General features: G+C 43.4%; 16 protein-coding genes. 13 read left to right on the top strand and 3 right to left on the bottom strand.

Annotated elements, in window-relative coordinates; translation table 11 throughout:
* Positions 1 to 25 precede the first annotated feature (25 nt).
* The 9 genes from ABDD95_RS13965 to ABDD95_RS13925 all read left to right on the top strand — a co-directional run bounded on the left by ABDD95_RS13965 (position 26) and on the right by ABDD95_RS13925 (position 13055).
* Positions 26 to 2167 (top strand): heparinase II/III family protein, encoded by a 2142-nt coding sequence (locus tag ABDD95_RS13965; RefSeq protein ID WP_345947950.1) that lies wholly within the window; start codon positions 26 to 28, stop codon positions 2165 to 2167.
* A 5-nt stretch (positions 2168 to 2172) separates the two neighbouring features.
* Positions 2173 to 2523, top strand: a complete 351-nt coding sequence (locus ABDD95_RS13960) for a cupin domain-containing protein (RefSeq protein ID WP_345947949.1) — start codon at positions 2173 to 2175, stop codon at positions 2521 to 2523.
* Positions 2524 to 2539: 16 nt separating this feature from the next.
* Complete coding sequence (locus tag ABDD95_RS13955) at positions 2540 to 3430, top strand: alpha/beta hydrolase (protein ID WP_345947948.1); 891 nt, start codon at positions 2540 to 2542, stop codon at positions 3428 to 3430.
* An 11-nt stretch (positions 3431 to 3441) separates the two neighbouring features.
* The gene (locus tag ABDD95_RS13950) at positions 3442 to 4728 is read left to right on the top strand and encodes an MFS transporter (protein ID WP_345947947.1); all 1287 of its coding nucleotides are present in this window, start codon (positions 3442 to 3444) and stop codon (positions 4726 to 4728) included.
* An 8-nt stretch (positions 4729 to 4736) separates the two neighbouring features.
* Complete coding sequence (locus ABDD95_RS13945) at positions 4737 to 5489, top strand: SDR family oxidoreductase (protein ID WP_345947946.1); 753 nt, start codon at positions 4737 to 4739, stop codon at positions 5487 to 5489.
* Between the two features lie 225 nt (positions 5490 to 5714).
* Positions 5715 to 8966 (top strand): TonB-dependent receptor, encoded by a 3252-nt coding sequence (locus ABDD95_RS13940; RefSeq protein ID WP_345947945.1) that lies wholly within the window; start codon positions 5715 to 5717, stop codon positions 8964 to 8966.
* A 10-nt stretch (positions 8967 to 8976) separates the two neighbouring features.
* Positions 8977 to 10575: a RagB/SusD family nutrient uptake outer membrane protein gene (locus ABDD95_RS13935; protein ID WP_345947944.1), complete on the top strand. Its 1599-nt coding sequence runs from the start codon at positions 8977 to 8979 to the stop codon at positions 10573 to 10575.
* A gap of 18 nt (positions 10576 to 10593) precedes the next feature.
* On the top strand, positions 10594 to 12174 hold the full coding sequence (locus ABDD95_RS13930; RefSeq protein ID WP_345947943.1) for a hypothetical protein: 1581 nt from the start codon (positions 10594 to 10596) through the stop codon (positions 12172 to 12174).
* A gap of 65 nt (positions 12175 to 12239) precedes the next feature.
* Positions 12240 to 13055, top strand: a complete 816-nt coding sequence (locus ABDD95_RS13925) for a polysaccharide lyase family 7 protein (protein WP_345947942.1) — start codon at positions 12240 to 12242, stop codon at positions 13053 to 13055.
* Between the two features lie 457 nt (positions 13056 to 13512).
* Here the strand turns inward: ABDD95_RS13925 and ABDD95_RS13920 are convergent, their stop codons facing one another.
* Positions 13513 to 15081 (bottom strand): MASE3 domain-containing protein, encoded by a 1569-nt coding sequence (locus ABDD95_RS13920; RefSeq protein WP_345947941.1) that lies wholly within the window; start codon positions 15079 to 15081, stop codon positions 13513 to 13515.
* 364 nt (positions 15082 to 15445) lie between these two features.
* Here ABDD95_RS13920 and ABDD95_RS13915 point away from each other — a divergent pair, with 364 nt between their 5' ends.
* The 3 genes from ABDD95_RS13915 (at position 15446) to ABDD95_RS13905 (ending at position 18240) form a co-directional block, all read left to right on the top strand.
* Entirely contained in the window at positions 15446 to 16534 is a 1089-nt protein-coding gene (locus ABDD95_RS13915) for a GAF domain-containing protein (protein WP_345947940.1), read from the top strand.
* Between the two features lie 47 nt (positions 16535 to 16581).
* Positions 16582 to 17667: a GAF domain-containing protein gene (locus tag ABDD95_RS13910; RefSeq protein ID WP_345947939.1), complete on the top strand. Its 1086-nt coding sequence runs from the start codon at positions 16582 to 16584 to the stop codon at positions 17665 to 17667.
* A 273-nt stretch (positions 17668 to 17940) separates the two neighbouring features.
* Positions 17941 to 18240, top strand: coding sequence for a hypothetical protein (locus ABDD95_RS13905; RefSeq protein ID WP_345947938.1), 300 nt, complete (start codon positions 17941 to 17943; stop codon positions 18238 to 18240).
* A 342-nt stretch (positions 18241 to 18582) separates the two neighbouring features.
* Here the strand turns inward: ABDD95_RS13905 and mnmE are convergent, their stop codons facing one another.
* Complete coding sequence (mnmE, locus tag ABDD95_RS13900; protein WP_345947937.1) at positions 18583 to 19962, bottom strand: tRNA uridine-5-carboxymethylaminomethyl(34) synthesis GTPase MnmE; 1380 nt, start codon at positions 19960 to 19962, stop codon at positions 18583 to 18585.
* A gap of 392 nt (positions 19963 to 20354) precedes the next feature.
* Here mnmE and ABDD95_RS13895 point away from each other — a divergent pair, with 392 nt between their 5' ends.
* Complete coding sequence (locus ABDD95_RS13895) at positions 20355 to 20861, top strand: DUF4385 domain-containing protein (RefSeq protein WP_345947936.1); 507 nt, start codon at positions 20355 to 20357, stop codon at positions 20859 to 20861.
* A gap of 13 nt (positions 20862 to 20874) precedes the next feature.
* Here the strand turns inward: ABDD95_RS13895 and ABDD95_RS13890 are convergent, their stop codons facing one another.
* Positions 20875 to 21348: a hypothetical protein gene (locus tag ABDD95_RS13890; RefSeq protein WP_345947935.1), complete on the bottom strand. Its 474-nt coding sequence runs from the start codon at positions 21346 to 21348 to the stop codon at positions 20875 to 20877.
* Positions 21349 to 21546 lie beyond the last annotated feature (198 nt).

Here is a 21546-nt window from a genome sequence, read left to right as displayed (position 1 = left end):
AACCGCTTAAATCCATTTTAAAAACATGAAAATGAACTACTTTAAAAAGGTGGTATCACTACTCTCATGCCTTTGTTTTAGCGTTTGTGCCCTTGCGCAAATACACCCTAATATAATGCTTACTAAGGCCAATATTGCTGCAGTGCGCAAAGGTGTAACCCTATATCCGTTACTTAAAAGCTCTTACCAGGATGTAAAAAAAGAGGCCGACCGCGCGTTGGCGGCTCCTGTTGTTGTACCGGTTCCGAAAGATGGTGGTGGTGGAGCCAGTCATGAACAGCATAAGCGTAATTACCAAAATATAATGGCCTGCGGTATAGCTTACCAAATAACCGGCGATGCTAAATACGCCACTTATGTTAAAAACGTGCTGCTGCAATATGCGGCTCAGTATCAAAAATGGCCATTACATCCAAAGCGCGAAAACAGCAACCCACCCGGCCGTATGTTTTGGCAAATTCTAAATGATTGTGTTTGGCAGGTAAACGTAATACAAGGCTACGATATGGTATATAACGGTATAACTCCGGCCGACCGCAAGATCATCGAAACACAATTATTTGCCCCTATCGTAAAGTTTATTTACGACGATAACAAGGAAACTTTTGACCGTTTGCACAACCACGGTACCTGGGCTGTTGCAGCGGTAGGCTTAACCGGTTATGTATTAAACAAGCCCGAGTGGGTGCAAATGGCCCTCAAAGGAACCGATAAAAGCGGGCAAAGCGGCTTTTTGGCACAGGTAGATGAGCTCTTTTCGCCCGATGGTTACTACACCGAAGGGTTTTATTATCAGCGCTATGCCTTACTGCCGTTTGTGGTTTTTGCCAAAGCCATAAACCAATACGAACCTCAAAGGCATATATTTCAGTATCACAGTGGTATTTTAACCAAGGCAGTAAACATTGCCTTGCAGGGGACTTACAGCAACGGCGCTTTTTTCCCTATTAATGATGCCATGAAGGATAAAACCTTCGAAAGTTTAGAGCTGATTAATGCAGTTGATATTGCCTATGCAGATATTAGTCCTGATAAAGGTTTGCTTGATGTAGCAGCCCGTCAGAAAAGGGTGGTGGTATCTGATGCAGGTCTTAAGGTGGCTAAAGATCTGGCTGCTGGTTTGGCTAAACCCTTCAACTACCAGCCTATGTGGATGACAGACGGTAAGAAAGGCGATGAAGGAGGTATTGGCATCCTGCGCTGGGGCGAAGGCAATAAGCAACAGGCCGTATTGTTAAAAGCCGCTGCACAAGGTATGGGCCACGGCCACTTCGACCGGCTGAACATGTTGTACTATGACAACGGCGGCGAGGTGTTTCCCGACTATGGAGCTTCGCGCTTTATAAACATCGAAACTAAAAACGGCGGCGGTTATTTGTCCGAAAATACCTCATGGGCAAAGCAAACCGTGGCACATAATGCATTGGTGGTTGATCAGATGTCGCATTTTAAAGGCAACCTGAAAGAAGCTTCCAAATATCACCCTGAATTAGTTGCGTTTAAAATCACAGATAAAATACAAGTAGTAAGCGCCCGCGAGGACCACGCTTATCCGGGTGTGCAAATGGTTCGTGCCACGGCTTTAATGCAAGTGCCGGGGTTAACTAAACCCTTGCTGGTTGATGTGGTAAAAGCATCAGCGGCAACTAATCACCAGTATGATTTACCCTACTGGTACAAAGGAACCATTGTTGACGCTTCATTCAAAAAGGAAGCTATTCGGGATGATTTAAAGGCGTTGGGAAAATCAAATGGTTACCAGCATTTATGGCTCAACAGCGAAAACGAAGTGCCTGCAGCCGAAGGGTACGTAAGCGTAATGCAGGGGCAAAGCTTTTACACCACCTGCTTTGCCGGCACTGCGCCCATGAAAGTCAAACTGGTATCAACCGGGGCCAATGACCCTGATATGAGTATATTGGAAAGCAAAGCTTTTATGTTGTCGCAGCCGCAAGCCGCCAACCAAACATTTGTTACGCTAACCGAAAACCACGGGCAAATTGACCCTGTAGCCGAAACCACATCTGGTGCTAAAAGCGCCATTGGTAAGCTGAATATAATAAGCTCCAACGATAGTAAAACGATATTCACTTTCGAGGTGAAGCATAAAGCTTATACCGTTACCCTCAATTACCAGGATAAGAACAATTTTGTACAAGTAAATTAATAGCAATGTTACAAGGAACTTTATTTCAGATAGAAGACGAAACTCCGTGGCAGGATTTAGGAAATGGCGTGAAACGGCAGATGTACGGTTACGATGATAAAATCATGCTGGTAAAGGCCAAGTTTGAAGAAGGCGCTGTGGGTACACTGCACCAGCATTACCACTCGCAGGTTACTTATGTAGATAGTGGTGTATTTGAGATGACCATAGGCGATCACAAAAAGATTATACGCAAAGGTGACGGCTACTATGTACCGCCGCACGAAATACACGGCTGTGTATGCCTTGAACCGGGTATACTGGTTGATGTATTTAGCCCTCACCGCGAAGATTTTATTGAAAACATTAAGTACTAACCCCATCCTTATAAACATGAGAAGAATATACATCGTGGCATTACTGGCACTTATGTGTGTTGCAGCAAAAGCACAAGACAGTGCTGCCGTGCCGAAAGTTATAAAAACGCCTGCCGGCTATACATCGCAGATTGATGTGGTGTATACTAAGGTAAATGGCTGGGATGGACGCATGGATTTATACCTGGCACCTAAAGATAAAGCCCCGTCTCCGGTAGTGATTAACATTCACGGCGGCGGTTGGAACAAAGGGCGGAAAGAAGACCAATCGGGCTGGAATGCCTTTTTTAAAAAAGGTTATGCTGTAGCTAATGTGGAATACCGCTTATCGCAAGCAGCACCTGCACCGGCAGCTATTGAGGATGTGCGGTGTGCACTGATCTATATTGTTGAGCACGCCAAGGAACTGAATGTAGATGCTAACAAAATTGTCATCATGGGCGGATCAGCGGGGGCACACCTGGCCTTAATGGGCGGCTTGCTGGAAAACGACCATAAATTTGACACTAACTGCAAAACCACTAAAACCATTAAGGTTGCCGCTATTATAGATCAGTATGGCATTGCCGATGTAAGCGACTGGGCTTATGGTCCGCATAAAACCAGCAAGTCGGCTATCCAGTGGCTTGGAGACAGGGCTAAAGAAAAAGGCTTTGCCGAATCGGTATCGCCTATTACTTATGTTAAAAAGAGCAGCCCGCCAACCTTTATTGTGCATGGTGATGCCGATCCGGTGGTGCCTTATGAACAATCGGTAATTCTGTACAAAAAGTATCAGGACATGGGCGTTAAATCGCAGTTTGTGACTGTTGCGGGTGGCCAGCATGGCAAGTTTACACCCGAAAAGAAAACTGAGCTTAACGCCCAGATCATGGAATTCCTGAAAAGTGTTGGTGTACACCAATAACCCATAAATTAATGAAAGTTAAAGGTTTACGCTGGTTTATTATTGCGCTTATTGGACTGGCCACGGTTATTAATTATATTGACCGTAGCGCCATCAATATAATGTGGCCTTACATATACCACGAGTTTGGTATAGCCGATGTTGATAACAAAAGCACACTGGCCTTAATTACTACCTTTTTTATGTTGGCTTACGCATTAGGCCAAACATTTACCGGCAAACTGATGGATGCCGTAGGTACACGCCTGGGCATGGCGGTATCCATAGCTGGCTGGAGTGTATCCATTGCCTTGCATGCGCTGGCACGGTCTATATTTTCATTCAACATATTCAGGTTTTTCCTCGGCTTTTTTGAAGCCGGTAATTGGCCTGGTGCCACTAAAAGTAACGCTGAATGGTTTCCGGCTAAGGAGCGGGCTATTGCACAAGGCATTTTTGGTGCAGGCGCATCATTAGGCTCGGTTATATCTGCACCTGTAATAGCCATACTATTTGTGGCTTTTGGGTGGAAAACAACGTTTTTCATGATAGGGGGCCTGGGGCTTATTTGGTTACTGCCTTGGCTCATCATCAACAAAAATACACCCGATAAACACAGCTGGATAACACCCGAAGAACAAGAGCATATTTTATCGTCTGAAAGCATGGTGGCTGGTGCAACGCAAAATACAGTGGTGTTAAGCTGGTCGCAGTTGTTACAATACCGCAGCACCTGGGGCATTATATTAGGTCGCTTTTTTATTGATCCGGTTTGGTGGCTGTTTGTAACCTGGTTGCCTACGTTTTTAAAAGAGCAATTTATGTTTGACATTAAACAGATAGGTGCCTTTACCTGGTTCCCTTATCTGTGTGCTGCTATTGGCAGTTTGCTGGGTGGCTTTTATTCATCAAGGTTAATTAAACAAGGCACCAAGGCAGGCCGGGCACGTAAGCGAGCTGTTACCATAGGCTGCATTTTTATGCTGATTGGCTTAATTGGCATACTGGCAACCTTAAGTACGTTAAAGGAGAAGCCATCACTGGCCATGGCCTTAATTGGTACAGTTTTATTTGGCTTCCAGTTTTTAATCGGTAACCTTCAAACTCTGCCAAGCGATTACTTTAATGGTAAAAATGTGGGTACCGTTGCTGGTATGGGCGGTACTGCAGCTGTGGTAGGCACCCTCTTTACTACCTGGGCTGTACCGGTTATTACACAAACCAGCTATGTGTCTTTTTTTGTACTGGGGGCGGTTTTAGTCCCGTTGGCCTGGCTCGCTATAAATTTCATGAACTCAAAAAATATTAATTCTAATTAAATCAAATCATGCGTTTACAAAACAAAGTTGCCGTAGTTACGGGTGGGGCCAGAGATATTGGCCGGGCTATATCATGCCAGTTGGCTCGTGAAGGGGCAAAAGTGGTGATTAATTATTTTGATAGCGAAGATTCGGCTAAAGAAACGCTGTCGATAATTGAAGCAGAAGGAGGCCAGGGCATTTTGGTGCATGGCGATATGACCAAAATGGCTGATGCCAACAACTTAATTGAAAAAACTAAAGAAGCCTACGGCCAAGAAATACACATTTTAGTTAACGTGGCCGGTGGCCTGGTAGGCCGTAAAAAAATTGTAGAAATGGATGAAGATTTCTTTGACTTTGTGGTTGATCTGAATTTTAAATCGGTGTACCTGGCTACTAAAGCGGCTGTGCCTTTTATGCCTGCCGGCTCATCTATCATCAACTTTTCGTCACTGGCAGCACGCGATGGCGGAGGGCCTGGCGCAAGTGCCTATGCTGCTGCTAAAGGTGCCGTAATGACCTATACCCGCTCACTGGCTAAAGAACTGGGCCCGCAGGGTATAAGGGTTAATGCGCTGGCTCCGGGCGTTATTTCAACCACTTTTCATGATACCTTCAGTACCCCGCAGGTACGAACCAACATTAGCAACGCCACTGCGTTACGCCGTGAAGGCAGCGCACAAGAGGTGGCCGATCTGGTAGCCTACCTGGCGTCTGAAAATTCATCTTTTTTAAGCGGAAATAACATCGATATAAACGGTGGCTTAGCCTTTTCTTAAAAACATCCGGCCAGTACTTAAAATACTTTTATGTACTGGCCATAAACCAAGCCGGCGTAAAGCCGGCAGTAACCTAAACCCAAACAATCTGTTCCCTATAATACGGGACAAACCTTATAAACCAAGTCATTTAAGCCGTCCCAGCGCTTAAATGCACGCACAAATTGAACATTGTGCTGCAGCTAACCACTGCAAACTAATTATTAACCTAATAAACTGATTAAAATGGTGAGAAGAAATTTACTATTTAAATGCAGGGGTAAAAGTTTAGCTACGTTGTGGCTGGTTGTAACCCTGTGTTGTGTACAGGTGTTTGCCAGTGAAACCAAACCCGCTGCTAATTTTAACATTGGCGTTAAAGGTAAAGTGGTTGATGAACAGGGCGAAATACTAGCTGGCGTTACCGTAATGGTAAAAGGCACGCGCATAGGCACCTCAACTACCGTACAGGGCGAGTACAAAATTAATAGTGTGCCCGAAAACGGAACCCTGGTTTTTAGCCTTATTGGCTTCAAAACTTTAGAAGTAAAGGTTAACAACCAAAAAACCATAAATGCAACCCTGATAGCCGATAAGGGTACTTTAGATGATGTGGTGGTAATAGGCTACGGCACCATCAAGAAATCTAACTTAACCGGTGCGGTTGCCAAATTGAAAACCGATAGGCTGGACGAACTGCCAACCTCCCGCCTTGATAATGCATTGATTGGCAAGCTGGCCGGATTAACCGTACAAATAAACAGTTCGGAAGCAGGGTCAGAACCTACACTGCGTATTCGTGGGGCCAGTTCCATTAGTGCAAATGCATCGCCCTTGGTAGTGGTTGACGGCCATCCCATTGAAGATGGCCTGGCTTATGTTAGTCCGCAGGATGTGGAGTCGCTTGAGGTGCTGAAGGACGCAGCATCATCGGCCATTTATGGTTCGCGCGGTGCGAATGGCGTTATTTTGGTAACCACCAAAAAAGGTGTAGCTGACAGGCCACGTTACAGCATCAAAACTTATTACGGTATTAAGGACGCTTACAAACTGCATCCCATCATGAATACAACCGAGTATACCGAGCTGATGTTTAACGAGGCCAGGCAGCGCGCTAATGACCCAACCGTACCTACTGCTTCCCAAAACCTCATTACTGCTAACGAGCGTGCAGCCTACATTATCGAAAATCAAATTACCGGTGTAGCAACCGACTGGCAAAAGGCAGCCCTGCGCGATGCATCTATTTATAATATACAGGCCAGCGTTTCGGGCGGCAAAAAAGATTTGCGTTATTATGTTTCGGGCAACGTGCAGCAAGACCAAGGTATTATGAAGTACAGTGAGAATCAACGAGGTAACTTTAAGGTTAATGTGGATGCAAATTTAAGTTCTAAGCTAAGCTTAAATGTAAGCCTGAATCCAACCTATACTAAAACACAAACACCGGCCGTAAACTTTACCGATTATTATCGTTTTCTGTCATTCATTCCCGTTTACCATACCGATTTTTCTTCGGCCTTTGTGAATCAGAATGCGCAATGGGCTGGTGTTAGAGCTGGCGACTATGCACAGGCCCGTCATTTTACTAACCTGGTTTACGCAGGCACCATGCCCGATGGTTCTTTTTACACCAGCCCGGGCACCGTAGCGCCATTTTCATCAACCAATAATACGCCTATATCTATAGCTGCACGCGAAAACCGGTATGCTACCTTTTACCGCCTGCAAGGCAGTACAGATTTAAACTACAGATTTAGTAAAGCACTGGTATTTAAATCGGCCTTAAGCGGCTATTACCGCAGTGTGGAAAATGACATTTTTACCAAGAGCAATGCACGCAAAGATGGTGACGTAAACTCTGGCAGTATTGTAACCTCGCGTACTATCGATTATTTGTGGGAAAACACACTGAACTATACACAAAGTTTCAAGAAGCACAGTATTACCGGTTTGTTAGGTTATACCGTTCAAAAAACAACAATTGATGGATCGAGCATCGTAGGTTCTAATTCTCCGTCTGACGACTTTACCACATTGGCGCAGGCATCGGTTATTGACCAGCTAAACACCTACACCACCAAAACTCCGATTGGGCTGGTGTCATACTTAGGCCGCGTAAATTATGATTATGCTAACAAGTATCTTTTCTCGGCCAGCTTACGTGCCGATGCCAGCTCTAAGTTTAATGCAGGAAGCCGTACAGGATGGTTTCCGGCAGTATCAGCCGGATGGGTATTGAGCAACGAGAAGTTTATGAGTAAAACAGCTAACTGGCTAAGCAGTTTAAAAGCCCGTGCGAGTTATGGCGTAACAGGCAACAACCGTATTGCCGATTTTTCATACCTCGACTTGTTGTTTAAATCTACTTATTCATTTGGCGAAGGTACCGGAACTGTAGTACAAGGACAGTCGCCTAACAACCCGGTAACCTTTGGCCCCGGAATAACCTGGGAAACCACCAACTCCACTGATATTGGTTTGGATATGGGTTTTATGAAAAATAAATTCACCTTAACGTTAGACTATTATAATTCGCGAACCAATAAATTGCTATTACAACAAGGAACGCAATCTTTCACCGGATCAAACGTGTTTTATAACAATAATGGCAGCATCAAAAATGAAGGTTTTGAGGCCGAGTTTAGTTCAACCAATATTAATGGTAAAAAATTTTACTGGACAACTTCCTTTAACATTTCTGTAAACCGCAATAAACTGTTAAAACTTGGTGGCGAGCCTTACCAGTATAATTATGGCGAGCGTAACGAAATTTATGCCACTATAGTTGGTTCGCCTTATGTACAGTTTTACGGCTACCAGTCAGACGGTGTGTGGCTTTCTCAGGCTGATGTGGACGCAGCACTGGCCAGTGGACAGACTTCCATACTGCAAAGTTACTTTCAGCCCGGAGGTTTAAAGCTTAAAGATTTAAACGGCGACAATAAGATCGATATAAACGACCGTACCGTTATTGGCAATCCTTTTCCTGATTTTACGTGGGGTATAACCAATAGCTTTAAGTTTAAGGGTATTGATTTAACTCTAATTATGCAGGGATCGCAGGGCGGAAAGTTAGTAAACGGCGACCTGTTTTATAACGAAAGTAAAAAGCTTAACCGCAACTTTACAGACAACCGGTGGGTAAGCGCTGCTAACCCCGGCGATGGCAAAACTCCTTACTTTACCAATGGCATAGCCGCCGACCTGCTACTAACTGATTATGCGGTTGAAAGTGCTTCATACGCATTTTTACGTAACGTAATAATTGGCTATACGTTGCCACGTACCTGGCTTAAGCGGGTGAAATTTAATAATGTACGCTTGTATGCCGCTGCCGATAACGTATTTTTTGTAGCCGGTAAGTCATACCGGGGTATTAATCCTGAGGCGCGTATGGTCTCTGCAGCGTATTCGTCACCCGTGGTATCGGGTTATCAGCGGGGTGGCTTTCCGGTAAACCGTACTATCACTTTTGGTTTAGATGTCAATTTTTAATGATTGAGCTATGAAAAAATTACTTTATATAACCATCACACTTTTCTTATTAAATGGTCTGTCATCCTGCCAAAAAATTGTGGATGTGGATCCTATTTCGAATGAGGTAGCATCAGAATACTATCGTAACAACACCGAGGTAAACAACGCGTTATCCGGTTGTTACAACGGCATGCAAGAACCACTTTTGTATGAATGGATGCTAACCGAATTACGCAGCGATAATGCTAAACAACGTTCGGTAAGCAGTACTACCAATGCAAACGTGGAACTTAACCAGCTTAATATGTATACAGCAAGTGCACAGCACCAGCAGATATACAACTATTGGCTGAGCGTTTATAAAAATATCCGGAACATCAATTATGTATTGCGCAGCTTGGGCGTAACGTACCAAAACGGACAGTTAAATTACGGCCAGCCTACAGCCAATGTTACAGCGGCACAAAAGTCGCAACTTGCAGGGCAGGCGCTGTTTTTAAGGGCTTATCATTACTTTAATTTAGTACGCCTGTTTGGTGGCGTATTTTTAGTAACGCAACCGCTCGAACCTGCAGCTTCAAAGCAGGTTAACCGTTCATCGGTTGAGGATTGCTATAAATTGATTATAGCCGATTTAGAGGGAGCCGCCAGTTTGCTGCCTGCTAATAAATATGGTCAAATTCCATCTGCAGATGTAGGTCGCGCTAATGCCTGGTCGGCTAAAGCTTTACTGGCCAAGGTATATTTAACCTTACCTGTGCCGCGCCCCGCTGATGCATTGGCCCTGCTTAATGATGTGATTAGCAACAGCGGTTATGGCCTGGAAACTAATTATGCTAACGTGTTTTCAATAAGCAACGAAATGAATCGTGAAATACTATTTACGGTACGCTTCAAAGCTGGTTTGGTAGGCTTAGGCAATTCAATGGCCAATACTTTTGCACCGGCTAGCAGCGGCGATGCCATTGTAAATGGCGATGGTAGCGGCTTTAATTATCCAACTACAAACCTAAATTCTGCATTTAGAATATCAAACACCAGCTTCAGCGACGCGCGTAAGCCAGTAACAATTGGTACCTATGCGGGTAGCACCACCCCATATTACGTTAATAAGTTTTTATCAAAAGTGCTGGTAAAAAATGATGCTGAGAACGACTTTCCGGTAATCCGCTTTTCTGACGTATTGTTGCTCAAGGCAGAGGCTACAGGTTTTGATGGTCCGGCCGGTACTTCGGTAGGTATTATTAACCAGATACGTGAAAGGGCAGGGGCAGGTAATTATACTACCGGCAGCTTTACAGCAGCTTTTTATAAATATCCGGCAACAGGTACAGCAGCTATAACCACACAAGCCGCCTTTATAACGGCTTTGCTTGATGAACGTAGGTTAGAACTGGCTTTTGAGAACCAGCGGTTTTTTGATTTGGTGCGTACCGGGCAGGCAGTTGCTGTTATGCAGGCTTACTATGCATCAGAATATACATCGCATTACGGCAGGTATACGCCAACCATTCCGCTGACCACCTTACAGGCTAATGTGAATACGCAAAAGCTTTTACTGCCCATACCACAGCGCGAAATTGATACTAATAACGAAATCAGTATTCCGCAAAATCCAGGCTACTAACCGGTAAACTTTAAGGATATGAAAAGATTTTTAAAACCTATATTATTTATGCTGAGCGCATGCGCGGTTATGCTATCCTGCAAAAAGGATAAGATAGCAGGTAGTGGCAGCAGCAGCTTTACGGCCGATGATTATACCTTTAACCGTGCCACCAAAAACTTTGCGCCAGCTGCCAGTATTGGCGGGCAGTTAACATCATCGGCAGGTATACGTTTCGTGTATTGTTACCTCATTCGTGCCAATGCAACCGATTCACTTATTTATGTAACTGATAACACGGCCGATAACCCAACTAACTATACGTTAAACATACCGTTATCTTCTTTTCCGGTTAATAACATGAGTAAGGCCACCGGCGTTAAAATTATGGCCAAACAAACGGATAACAGCAGCATACAGGGCTTCATCAAAATAACTTACTTCGATCCGGCTTTACCGCAGTTAACCAATTTCCCAGCCAGCATTACCGCTAATTTAAATGGCGGTAACACAGCCATTACGGGTACTATTACCTCTAATTATGGTCTAAAGCAAGTAGATATATATGACGACTCAAAAGTGGAAAATACCTATGAGCTGGCGGGAAGCCTAAACGATGTAAACGGCGCCAAAACATATACGCTTAACTATGCTTACAAATACCGGAAAGCTGCACAACACATTAAAGTAGTTGCTACGGATATTTACAACCAAACTAATGAAACCATCATTAACATGCCGGTTGATTTAGCGGCGTTTAAGCCTAACTTTTCTAACTTTGCAGCCAGTATAACACCTAATCTTACAGGTGCTACAGCCATTACCGGCAGTATAACATCGGTAACCGGATTAAAAAGAATCGATATTTATGACGATTATCAGGGCGCATACGTATTGGTAAGCAGCATAAGCAATTTGAACGGAAGCTTAAATTATACTCTGAACTACAATTACACTTTTCGGAGGCGCGCTACCAACATTAAACTTATAGCATTTGATACTGATGATTTGCAAACTGAGAAAGTTTTACCGCTTAATATCACCTACAAAACTGAACTTTACCGGGATGTATTCATGAATGCTCAAACCACCGGTACCAGCACTATTTTCTTTGTTGATAATGGAACAACCAAAGGTAATTGCGATTTAAATGCCAGTGAATCTACCATGTCGTTCCTTTTTTATGGTACTGGTACCGGTCCGGCATTTTATAGTCCTACCAATACTACCAACGTGGCCTCCAACTTCAAATGTAATGGTTCATCGTGGGTCATCGGTAATGCGTCAAATTTCAGGGCTACCCGTTTTAGGGTGTTGGTGCCCGGAAGTACAGGCGTTGATAATATTTATGCACAATACAATGCAGGTTCAATTGATGCGCTGGATGATGCCTTTTTTACCGCCAACGGCATAGTAGCACCCACAGGCAGCAGTGCTCGTTTTGATGCAACTGCGGCGGCCACCACCAGTGTGTTTAACACTACCAATGCCTACTTAATTTATTTACGTATCCCCGACGCTAACGGCATCACTTACAAAAATGCACTTATACGTGCTAAGGAAGCTATTTCGAGTGCTGGCACATCAACTGTAAAGTTTGATATACTTGTTCAAAAATAGATTGGAATGAACTGGCTGCTCCCATAAAGGTGGCGGCCAATTCATTCTAATTTTAAATATATAATATGAAAATATATATCTGCGCCTTGGGTATTTTGCTTTCGGCTTTAACCTGCAGCAAATATGCAGTGCAGCCTACAAGAAATGCGTATAGCCCACAGGGGCCCGCACCTGAAAATGCTAAGTTACCCGGAGAGGTGTTGAACCTTACTAACTGGAAGCTTACGTTGCCCATAAACACAGATGCCTCCGTAAACCCTGATGAAATAAAACAACCGGTGCTTAACACGTATAGCAACCCCGACTATTTTTTTACAAGCAAAGCCAACAATGCGGTAGCCTTTAGGGCTAATGCAGGCGGCGCTACCACCAGTGGATCCAACTTTCCTCGGTCGGAATTACGTGAAATGACGGACGGGGGAAAAAAGCCGGCAGCCTGGTCATCGGCCGAAGGCACCCATACGCTGTTCATTGATCAGCGCATAACTCACTTACCCGATGTGCGAAAGCACATGGTTGTAGGGCAAATACATGATGCTAACAAGTATGTGATATTCTTCAGAATTGAAGATAAGAAGCTTTTGGTGTCAGTAAACGGTGGTGCCAGAGAGGTGCTCGATGAAAACTACATTTTGGGCACACGTTTTACCGTGAAAATGGTGGTAAATAATAACACCGTTAAATGTTATTACAACGACCTTTTGAAAAGTACGTTTGATATTGTTTTTAACGATGCCTACTTTAAAGCAGGTGCATATGTGCAATCATCTTGCAAAGGCAGTAAAAAAACAGATGGCGAGTCGTGCAATGCTTATGGAGAGGTTGAGATATATAACGTTTGGGTAAAGCATGAAGGAATAAAAACCGCGGAAACGAGATGAAGATTAAATTGATGCCACTATAGTAAAGCTACACTTCGTTAATTGGCCGCTAATAAACAAGGACGGTGCATGGCACATTAAATTTGTATGCTTTAGCTCGAGGACCTTACAAATATCGTAACCGATGGTAAAAAGCGCACAATTGACGATTTACTCAAAGGGGGGTGTAATTTGCTCGGCGGGAGCCTAACATGGAAATGCCCTTACGCGGATGGAAAATAAACCGGCTAAAACTCTTAAGAGCATCTTTGCCAGTAACTGAAGAGATTTTTAATAATGACACCCTTACCTTGCTCAATCATTTGCGACAAGACCGTTGTCTCCGGCGTATCGGATGTCAGCATCTCTGTTGTGCCGTGCTACATGCTGATCCGAGACTTTGGAATATTTTCAACTAGCACAAGATGAACGCATGGGGGTTGTTTCCATCAGCCTTTATCTCCAGGAATAATCGATTTTAAATAGAAACCTGTCCGACTGTTTTCTTGTTCAGGTTCTTTGGTGTAGGTAAAGAAAAATAGATCGTTGTTCCCTGACCTACCTTGCTTTCGAGCCATATACGGCCGTTATTAAGTTCGACAAACTCTTTACACAGCACCAGTCCCAGTCCCGTGCCTTTTTCGTTGTCTGTACCGTTAGTGGTGTGTCTTGCACTGATCTCGAGTAGTTCTTCCTGCAACGCCGGCTCAATTCCTACGCCCGAGTCCTGCACAGCAATGGTAACTTCCTTATTCATTAATGCCCCGTTGATTTCGATTATACCACCGTGGTGGGTGAATTTGATAGCATTAGAGAGTACGTTGCGTAAAACAGTGTCTATCATCAGCCGGTCGGCGAACACTGTCAGTTCGTCCGTTTGTTTAACGATCAGCCGAATGCTTTTGGCTTCTGCTGCTGGGGATGCAAAAGTCAGCGCATCTCTATAAATATCGTCAAGAAGTACCTGTTGAAAGTTAGGCTTCATCAAACCACTTTGCACGCGGGACCAGTTTAGCAAATTTTCCAGCAACACGAAAGCCTGCTTGCCCGATTCGTTAATTCGCTGCCCCATCCGCTTAACCTTTTCAATTTCCATCCGATCTGCATTTTTAGAGATCATCTCGCTGAAAGAAAGCATAGAAGTAAATGGGTTTTTGAGGTCATGGGCAATGATGGAAAATAGCTTATCTTTCATGGCATTTTTGTCCTCAAGCTCCGGAACGTTCTGGGCAAGCGTGCGGTACTTTTGTTCATCTTCTTTCAGGCCCCTGAATATTGTGCCCGTTGGATTTAAAAAACCTGATTCAACGTTCGCTTTGTATATTAAAAAAAATGCGATCAACTTAGCATAATGGCCAATTTCATTGGCTGTGCTGTAATTGGAAACATACAGCGTAAAGCAAAATTCACTGATTACGGTAAAGAAAAGTGAAAAAGACAAAAGGCGATACGCCTGACTGCTAAAATGCTGCCGGTATTGGAAAAGCAGCCAACCGGCAACAAATAGTATGGCTATGATAAAGTATTCGGCATAGATCTTAAAAGGGGTTTGGCCTAACCCGTCGAGGTAACATCTTGGAAAGTTTTTGTATACCAGAATAGAAAGCGTAATTAGCAGGGTTAGTACAAAATAACTTAAAAAGATCAGATCAGCGCTAATCCGTTTGCGGTAATTAATGAAATAGAATCCGGCTACAAATGTTAAAGCTTCCAGCAGCCGGGTCGCTACCCAAAATTGATTGGCATAATACCGTTCGTTGGCAGGAATAATATTCATGCCTTTGAAAGTAAGCGTGTGCAACAGGTCGAGTGCAGCGATGGCAATGTAAGCAATACCAACAAAACGGAGATAGGGATTGTCCTGCATGTTGCGGGTGTTCCAGGCAACAATAAAGACAGCAAAAGCCACTACGATAGAAAACAGTTCAACGATGGTGTGGAAGAGCAGGTAACTTTGGAGGATACTGCAGTAAAACACCGCAGCCAGGACGGAGACAGAAAAAAGCGTACGGTAGTTCGCTTTCAAAAAAGCAATTAGGGCTTTCAAATCTTGTTCAAATTAATAGAGCGCCAATTTAATGAATTTCTTTCGCTACAAATAAGAAATCGCCGCTATGCTTCTCAGGTTATGAACATACAAGCTTAGCACAACCAATAAAACAAGAAACACGTATATGTAGTCCAGTACCGCTAAACTAGTTGTTTTTACATAACATCAGGTTGCACTGCGCAATCATTTAGGATAGAGGCAGCGGTCTGTTTGTGTTGATGACCCGCAAAAATTTACGTGTAGGTTAGTAAGATTTAAACAATATTCAATTTTTATCACGGTGATATAACATTTCGGAAGTCAGCGCAACAATACGGAAAAGCAATCCGATTATTGTACTCCGAAAGTAAGCAAACAGGTTATGCTAGAGAAAGAAAATGCAAGATTACGTACGGTTAGCCGTTATTTGAATCTCAAGATCAGCAAAGAACAGGATCTTCAGCAAATAGTTGAACTAGCCGGCAAAATCTCTGGTTCGCCGATTGCCATGATCACTATTATGGATGGCGAAGCGCAGTACATAAAGTTCAGCGTCGGTACTGACATCCGCGAAGTCCCCTTACAGGATACCATTTGCCAGCATGCCATTGTACAAAAACAGCTTTTAGTAATACCTGACATCCTTGCGGATGAGCGGGTAATGCATAACCCTTTTGCCGTAGGAGAGCCCGGCCTCCGATTTTATGCAGGTTCCCCCTTGATTACACATGATGACCAGCATATGGGCACATTGTGTGTGTATGATCTTAAACCTAAAGAGTTGACGGATATTCAAAAAAAGCTGCTTCATCGCATGGCTAAACAAGTGACCCGGCTCTTGGAGTTTGAAGCCAGTATCGGCGTACTTAATGAGCAGTATCATCAAACCCGGGCGGAAGAAACCAAGCTGCGCTCTTTTTTTGAGAGCTCCAGTTCTTGTCACCTGCTGCTGGACCGGGATTTAAGGGTGGTATCTTTCAATAAAGCGCTGTCTGAAATTATGAAGAACAGTTACGGGATGCCAATTTCGGAAGGTGTAAACATTGTTGATTATGTAAATCCTGGTTTTGTAGATGAGTTTACCCGGAATTGCTATAAGGCGCTGACTGGGGATAATGTACGGGCGAAAAGTCGGGTTAACTCGCCGGAGGGGGACCTGTTCTGGTACATTAGCTACGAACCGACCCTCGATCAGGAAGGCAATATAACCGGCGTGTCCTATTGCGCTACCGATATTACCCAAACCGTACAGCATGAAAAGAAGGGGATGATGCAGGAAGAGTCTTTTCAGAAAATCAACCATATTCTGTCAACAGAACTGCATCAGCCGTTAAATGCTGCCAGAGATGCCATGGCCGGACTGAAACTGCAGGGTTACCCAGATCACTTAACCGAATTTTATTTGCTGGAACAAGCATTTCAGGAATTGGCGGAGAAGACACATGTGGTACTCAATAATTTTAAACAATAGCGTTAGCTGTAACATGATCAGCAATATCATAATATCTTCAATCCCCAATGCCGCAAAGAGAACTTAACCGACTAGAAGCGGTTCACCGCTTTCTGAAAATTCAAATCAACAAGCAGGAAGAGTTTAACGAAATTACGCAGCTCGCCGCCGACATCTGTGGTACACCGAGTGGTTTGATCACGTTAATTGGAGAAGATACGGAATTCGTTTTAGAGAACGGTAATTTTAAGCCCAACTCCGGGCGGGATGAGTCCTTTTGTCATTACGTGCTTGAGAGTGATCACGTGATGGTTGTACCGGATGCCCGTTTAGACTCAAGGCTACAAGATTATTCTGCAGTGACCAGGAAAGCCGGAATTCGTTTTTATGCCGGGGCGCCTTTAACCACTCATGATGGACATCGTTTAGGAAGTTTATGTGTGATTGATCAAAAACCCGGAGCGATGACACCGCTGCAACAGGAAATGCTGGAAAATCTGGCCGGGCAGGTAATTCAGTTGCTGGAATTTGAAAGCAACCTCCATTTTCTCAAATTGCAGTATCTGGAGGCCAAACGTACGGAGCTGATTATGCGCTCATTTTTTGAGAGTACGGCGAGCAGTCATTTGTTATTGGACCGGAATTTCCGTGTACTGGCCTATAATAAGGCGGTGACCTTGTTTATCCGCAAAGCCTACGGAGTAGACATGAAAGAGGGAATGGATGTGAAGCAATTCATCAACGAGGTTTACATGGCCGATTTTATGGAAAATTGTAGCCGGGCATTAGCCGGGGAGAGTATTAAGCGGGAACGCCTGCTAGACTTTGCAGGCCATTCCGTTTGGTGTATGCTGACTTATGACCCCGCCAGGGATGCTGATGGAAACATCATCGGCATTTCGTATAATTCTACAGATATTACGGAAAGAGTATTTAGGCAACAAGCGGTAGTGGATCAACAGGTACAGTTGGACCGTATAGCTTATATTCAATCCCACGAGTTCCGCAGGCCGGTAGCAACCATCAAGGGTTTAATAGATCTGCTCAGTATGGATGGCTATGCCGAAACTTATCCTTTATTGAAAGTAATGAAAAAAGAAATTGAGCTGATTGATGCCAAGATAGCAGAGGTGGTAAATTTCACTGATATTTAACAGGAATATTTACCACCTGCAATTACATTACGTTCTTGAAGGCGCCTCTTTTTTTATTGCGCTAAAAAGCAGCTTCAAATCAGTTTAATGCTGTCTTTGCAATGCTACATTACAAAGTAATCAAGCATCTTGTCCTTAGTGCTTTCTAGGGTATGCCAGGCAATAATGCCCCAAAAAATCTGCTTAATCCTTTTGCGTTAATACGAAAGTTTAAAACTTTAAGCAAAATAAAGGGTTTCCCATCAAAAAAAATTATTCAAAATAATTGGCAGCATGATAGACACGACCCAAACCACCGCAGCTATGAGGTTTATGTTTGTGAGTGAAGAAGAAATCGTCTTTTGCACTTCAGACTTAAATGCGTATAAATCCCACATTCATCCGCATGACATTGGCCAAATCTCCAGCGGGGATCAGGTAGAAGTTGCAGACAAACCTTATCAAATTGATAGTATTCAAATTGAACATTACTCCTGGCCTATGGAAGGACATGTATTAAATCAGGTTGGCGTTCTATATCCTTATACCATCAACATTACCTTAAATTTATCGCGGCTTTTTGATGAGTGGTAGCGAATAAAACAGGAATTCCAAACAAAGGAATTGATGACGTAAATGATACAATATCTACATAACCTTAATAAAGTAGCTAACTTTTAAGCCAGCTACGCAAGCCATCTCTCTTTACAAACAAAAATCGCGTCTGGGAGATACGGAACAAAAATAATGGCCAGGGGATGCGAGGCTGCAAGCAACCTTCACTCAGCAAATTGTATGTTACAGTAAAAATGGTAACAAAAAGCATAAATATTCCGATTGGTTTTGTTTATAACAGCCTTATAATATGAAGTTTAGGAAGTAAAAAAATAGTGATTTTTATGCTTTATTTTGATTTACAAGTAATTGATTAATCAATTACTTTCCGATACAAAATTTAGAAAATATGTTATCCAGCAAATCATCGGTGGTAACTGCGCCTGTAATTTCGCCGAGATAGTGGAGGGCTTGTTTAATGTCCATAGCCAGGAAATCAGATGTAACTTGCGTGTCAATACCTCGTAGGGTTTTAATGAGCGCCTGCTCAGTTTTTTGAAGCGCTTCCAAATGGCGTATATTGGTAACCAGTGTTTCGTTACCATTCAACTTTCCTTGTATGGTGGTATTGTATATGAGCTGTTTTAGCTCATCAATATGCAGCTTTTCCTTTGCAGATATGGCGGCCAAGGTAGCGCCCTCTGGTAAAGCCAATTGGTATGCATCAAGCTCAGGTTGTGAAGTGTCTATCTTATTCGCTACCGCTATAGCTGGCAAGCCGGCTTTGTACAAGCTGGCAAGATCTTGCTGCAATTCGGCAGGAGTAAGGTCTTCCACATCAAATACGTACAATAGCAGGGCCGACTGGCTTATCTTTTCCATCGTTTTCTGTACGCCAATTTGCTCAATAGCATCGGTGGCCTCACGTATACCGGCCGTATCAATCAATCTAAAATTGATGCCGTTAATGTTGAGCGTTTCTTCTATAGTATCGCGGGTGGTACCGGCTATATGGCTTACAATGGCACGATCCTCGTTAAGCAAGGCATTAAGCAGGGTTGATTTTCCGGCATTGGGCCTGCCAGCAATTACGGTGTTAATGCCTTGCTTTACCGCATTACCTAATTCAAACGATTGGATAAGTTTGCCAATAACGCGGGTAAGATCATGTATAAGTTGCTTAAGCTGTGCACGGTTCGCAAATTCAACATCCTCTTCCGAAAAATCAAGCTCAAGCTCTATCATGGAGGCAAAATGCACCAGTTGCTCGCGTAGTGATTGCAGTTCGGTACTGTAACCGCCTCGCAATTGCTGTAAAGCAACCTGCTGCGAAGCTTTAGAGTCGGAGGCAATTAGGTCGGCCACGGCTTCGGCTTGCGAGAGGTCAAACTGGCCGTTCAGGAAAGCACGGAGCGTAAATTCGCCCGGTTTGGCTGAGCGTGCGCCTTGCTTAATAAGCAATTTTATAATAGACTGAATAATATAGTTAGAACCGTGGCATGAAATCTCAACTACGTTCTCGCGGGTGTAGGAGCTGGGCGCAATAAACAGCGACATTAATACTTCATCCAACACCAGGCCATTATCCATAATGGTGCCGAAGTGCAGGGTATGTGAGGCCTGTTTAGTTAAGTCTTTGCCTTTGAAAACGCTATTGGCAATGGTTAAGGCATCCGGTCCGGACAGACGGATCACACCGATGGCGCCTGTTCCGTTGGGTGTAGCCAGTGCTACAATGGTATCCTGTGTAAACTGATTCATGCAGGTTACAAAAATGCAGTTTTACAAGCTGACTTGTGTTGAATATGGGTAAAAAATAATGGCTAGGCTAAGGGAGCTAAAGGTATGAGAGCATAGGTTATACAAGTGTTCCTCTGATTTACACCTATGCTGAAACATGCTGATGTTCAACACCATACAAGTTTAGTGACAAGGTTGTGTCAATGAGGTGAACATAGATAATCTTTTAGCCTATAATGCCTTAAGCTTTTAAGGGGGTTTAATCGCGTTCCAAAAAAGATCATTGAACACTTGGGTTAAAATATACTATAGAAGAGATAATAACACCACAAATGTTTGAATAGACAAAACATAAAGTGCTCTAATGAAATTCTCTAAAGTAAAAGCCCATAGACAACAGACCCAGACCACAAATGCCGAAGGCGCCGTTTAATTATACATTGAGTTTCGATAAGATTGATTTCAGGCAGCAGCCCGAGTTTTACCGTATCGGTAAGGGTGAGCAGGGGGTGTTATTAGTACAACCTTATAAAAGTGAAATACTTCCTCACTGGCGGTTTAAATCGCCAGCCATTGCTCAATTATCAGCCGAAACCATTTATAAACTATTTTTGGAATACAAAAGCCAGCATGATTTTGTAGGAATGGATATGGCTCGCAAATTTTTGCAGATGGGTTATACCCGGTCGCGCCGTTATGCCAATCACAAGAGTGGCAAAAAGTATGACGGACCGGTACCAGCAGATAAAAAGGGGCAAAGTGGCTCACATGGACGCAATCAGTTACCACAGGTAGTTGATGAAATTAAAGCTGCATCAGCACGCATATTTTATGAGTATTGGCAAAAAGCTAAGAATGACAGCGATTACCAGCAGATGGCCTTACAGCATCGGCAGCAGTACGAAACCACCTACAAATAAATTGAGAGCAGTATTATTTCTTGATATAGATTTGAGCACCTATGCAGCATGCGTTAATTGGGCACACTACTGTCCAGGTTAATGTTGTCCTTTTTTCGTTCAATTTATAAGTGAAACTTTGATCGGGACTATCAGTATGTAAAATAAGGTTTTTTTCATCGGCGTATGGTGTATTATCGGCCGGTGAATAACGTTTTACGTTATAAATTTCAACTAATTCGCCATTTTTTATCCGGTAGTTAGCAACAAACTTTGAGGTGAAGCCTAAAATTTGGCCGGTTGTTGCATCAAAACGTTTGCTTGACATGGTCAGAATGCCATTATTATCAAATTTCAACTCCGAACTGGTGTGCGGCGCAAAGTTGTTACTGGTTGCTGGCAGTAGCCACTGCCCAACCAATTCGTTCGCACTGTTATTGCTGTCTTTTTTACAGGCAAAACAAAGGATGCTTATTAAAACCAACACATGCAGCGTATACTTTCTCATAACAAGTTTTTTAATCAATACGTATGGCTTCAATAATATGTAACACTCCTGAAAATTAGTTTCCGGACTTGTACGGTTAACGGCTGTGTACAATACTGCTGTTATTTTATGCATCCTTCCGGTTGCCGGAAACGATGTATATCAAAACCTTTACAAAGCACAACGCAGCGTGGCACTATACATGTTGTTAAACAAGCA

The sequence above is a fragment of the Mucilaginibacter sp. PAMB04274 genome, assembly GCF_039634385.2.
Classification (GTDB): Bacteria; Bacteroidota; Bacteroidia; order Sphingobacteriales; family Sphingobacteriaceae; genus Mucilaginibacter.
This window is presented reverse-complemented; position numbering and strand designations above follow the sequence as displayed.

Excerpts from the sequence above, each read along its gene's own strand:
- ABDD95_RS13895 (WP_345947936.1), top strand. The coding sequence starts at position 20,355 with ATGCCGAAGGCGCCGTTTAATTATACATTGAGTTTCGATAAGATTGAT.
- ABDD95_RS13910 (WP_345947939.1), top strand. The coding sequence starts at position 16,582 with ATGCCGCAAAGAGAACTTAACCGACTAGAAGCGGTTCACCGCTTTCTG.
- ABDD95_RS13960 (WP_345947949.1), top strand. The coding sequence starts at position 2,173 with ATGTTACAAGGAACTTTATTTCAGATAGAAGACGAAACTCCGTGGCAG.
- ABDD95_RS13925 (WP_345947942.1), top strand. The coding sequence starts at position 12,240 with ATGAAAATATATATCTGCGCCTTGGGTATTTTGCTTTCGGCTTTAACC.
- ABDD95_RS13930 (WP_345947943.1), top strand. The coding sequence starts at position 10,594 with ATGAAAAGATTTTTAAAACCTATATTATTTATGCTGAGCGCATGCGCG.
- ABDD95_RS13950 (WP_345947947.1), top strand. The coding sequence starts at position 3,442 with ATGAAAGTTAAAGGTTTACGCTGGTTTATTATTGCGCTTATTGGACTG.
- ABDD95_RS13945 (WP_345947946.1), top strand. The coding sequence starts at position 4,737 with ATGCGTTTACAAAACAAAGTTGCCGTAGTTACGGGTGGGGCCAGAGAT.
- mnmE (WP_345947937.1), bottom strand. The coding sequence starts at position 19,962 with ATGAATCAGTTTACACAGGATACCATTGTAGCACTGGCTACACCCAAC.
- ABDD95_RS13915 (WP_345947940.1), top strand. The coding sequence starts at position 15,446 with ATGCTAGAGAAAGAAAATGCAAGATTACGTACGGTTAGCCGTTATTTG.
- ABDD95_RS13890 (WP_345947935.1), bottom strand. The coding sequence starts at position 21,348 with ATGAGAAAGTATACGCTGCATGTGTTGGTTTTAATAAGCATCCTTTGT.
- ABDD95_RS13940 (WP_345947945.1), top strand. The coding sequence starts at position 5,715 with ATGGTGAGAAGAAATTTACTATTTAAATGCAGGGGTAAAAGTTTAGCT.
- ABDD95_RS13905 (WP_345947938.1), top strand. The coding sequence starts at position 17,941 with ATGATAGACACGACCCAAACCACCGCAGCTATGAGGTTTATGTTTGTG.
- ABDD95_RS13935 (WP_345947944.1), top strand. The coding sequence starts at position 8,977 with ATGAAAAAATTACTTTATATAACCATCACACTTTTCTTATTAAATGGT.
- ABDD95_RS13965 (WP_345947950.1), top strand. The coding sequence starts at position 26 with ATGAAAATGAACTACTTTAAAAAGGTGGTATCACTACTCTCATGCCTT.
- ABDD95_RS13955 (WP_345947948.1), top strand. The coding sequence starts at position 2,540 with ATGAGAAGAATATACATCGTGGCATTACTGGCACTTATGTGTGTTGCA.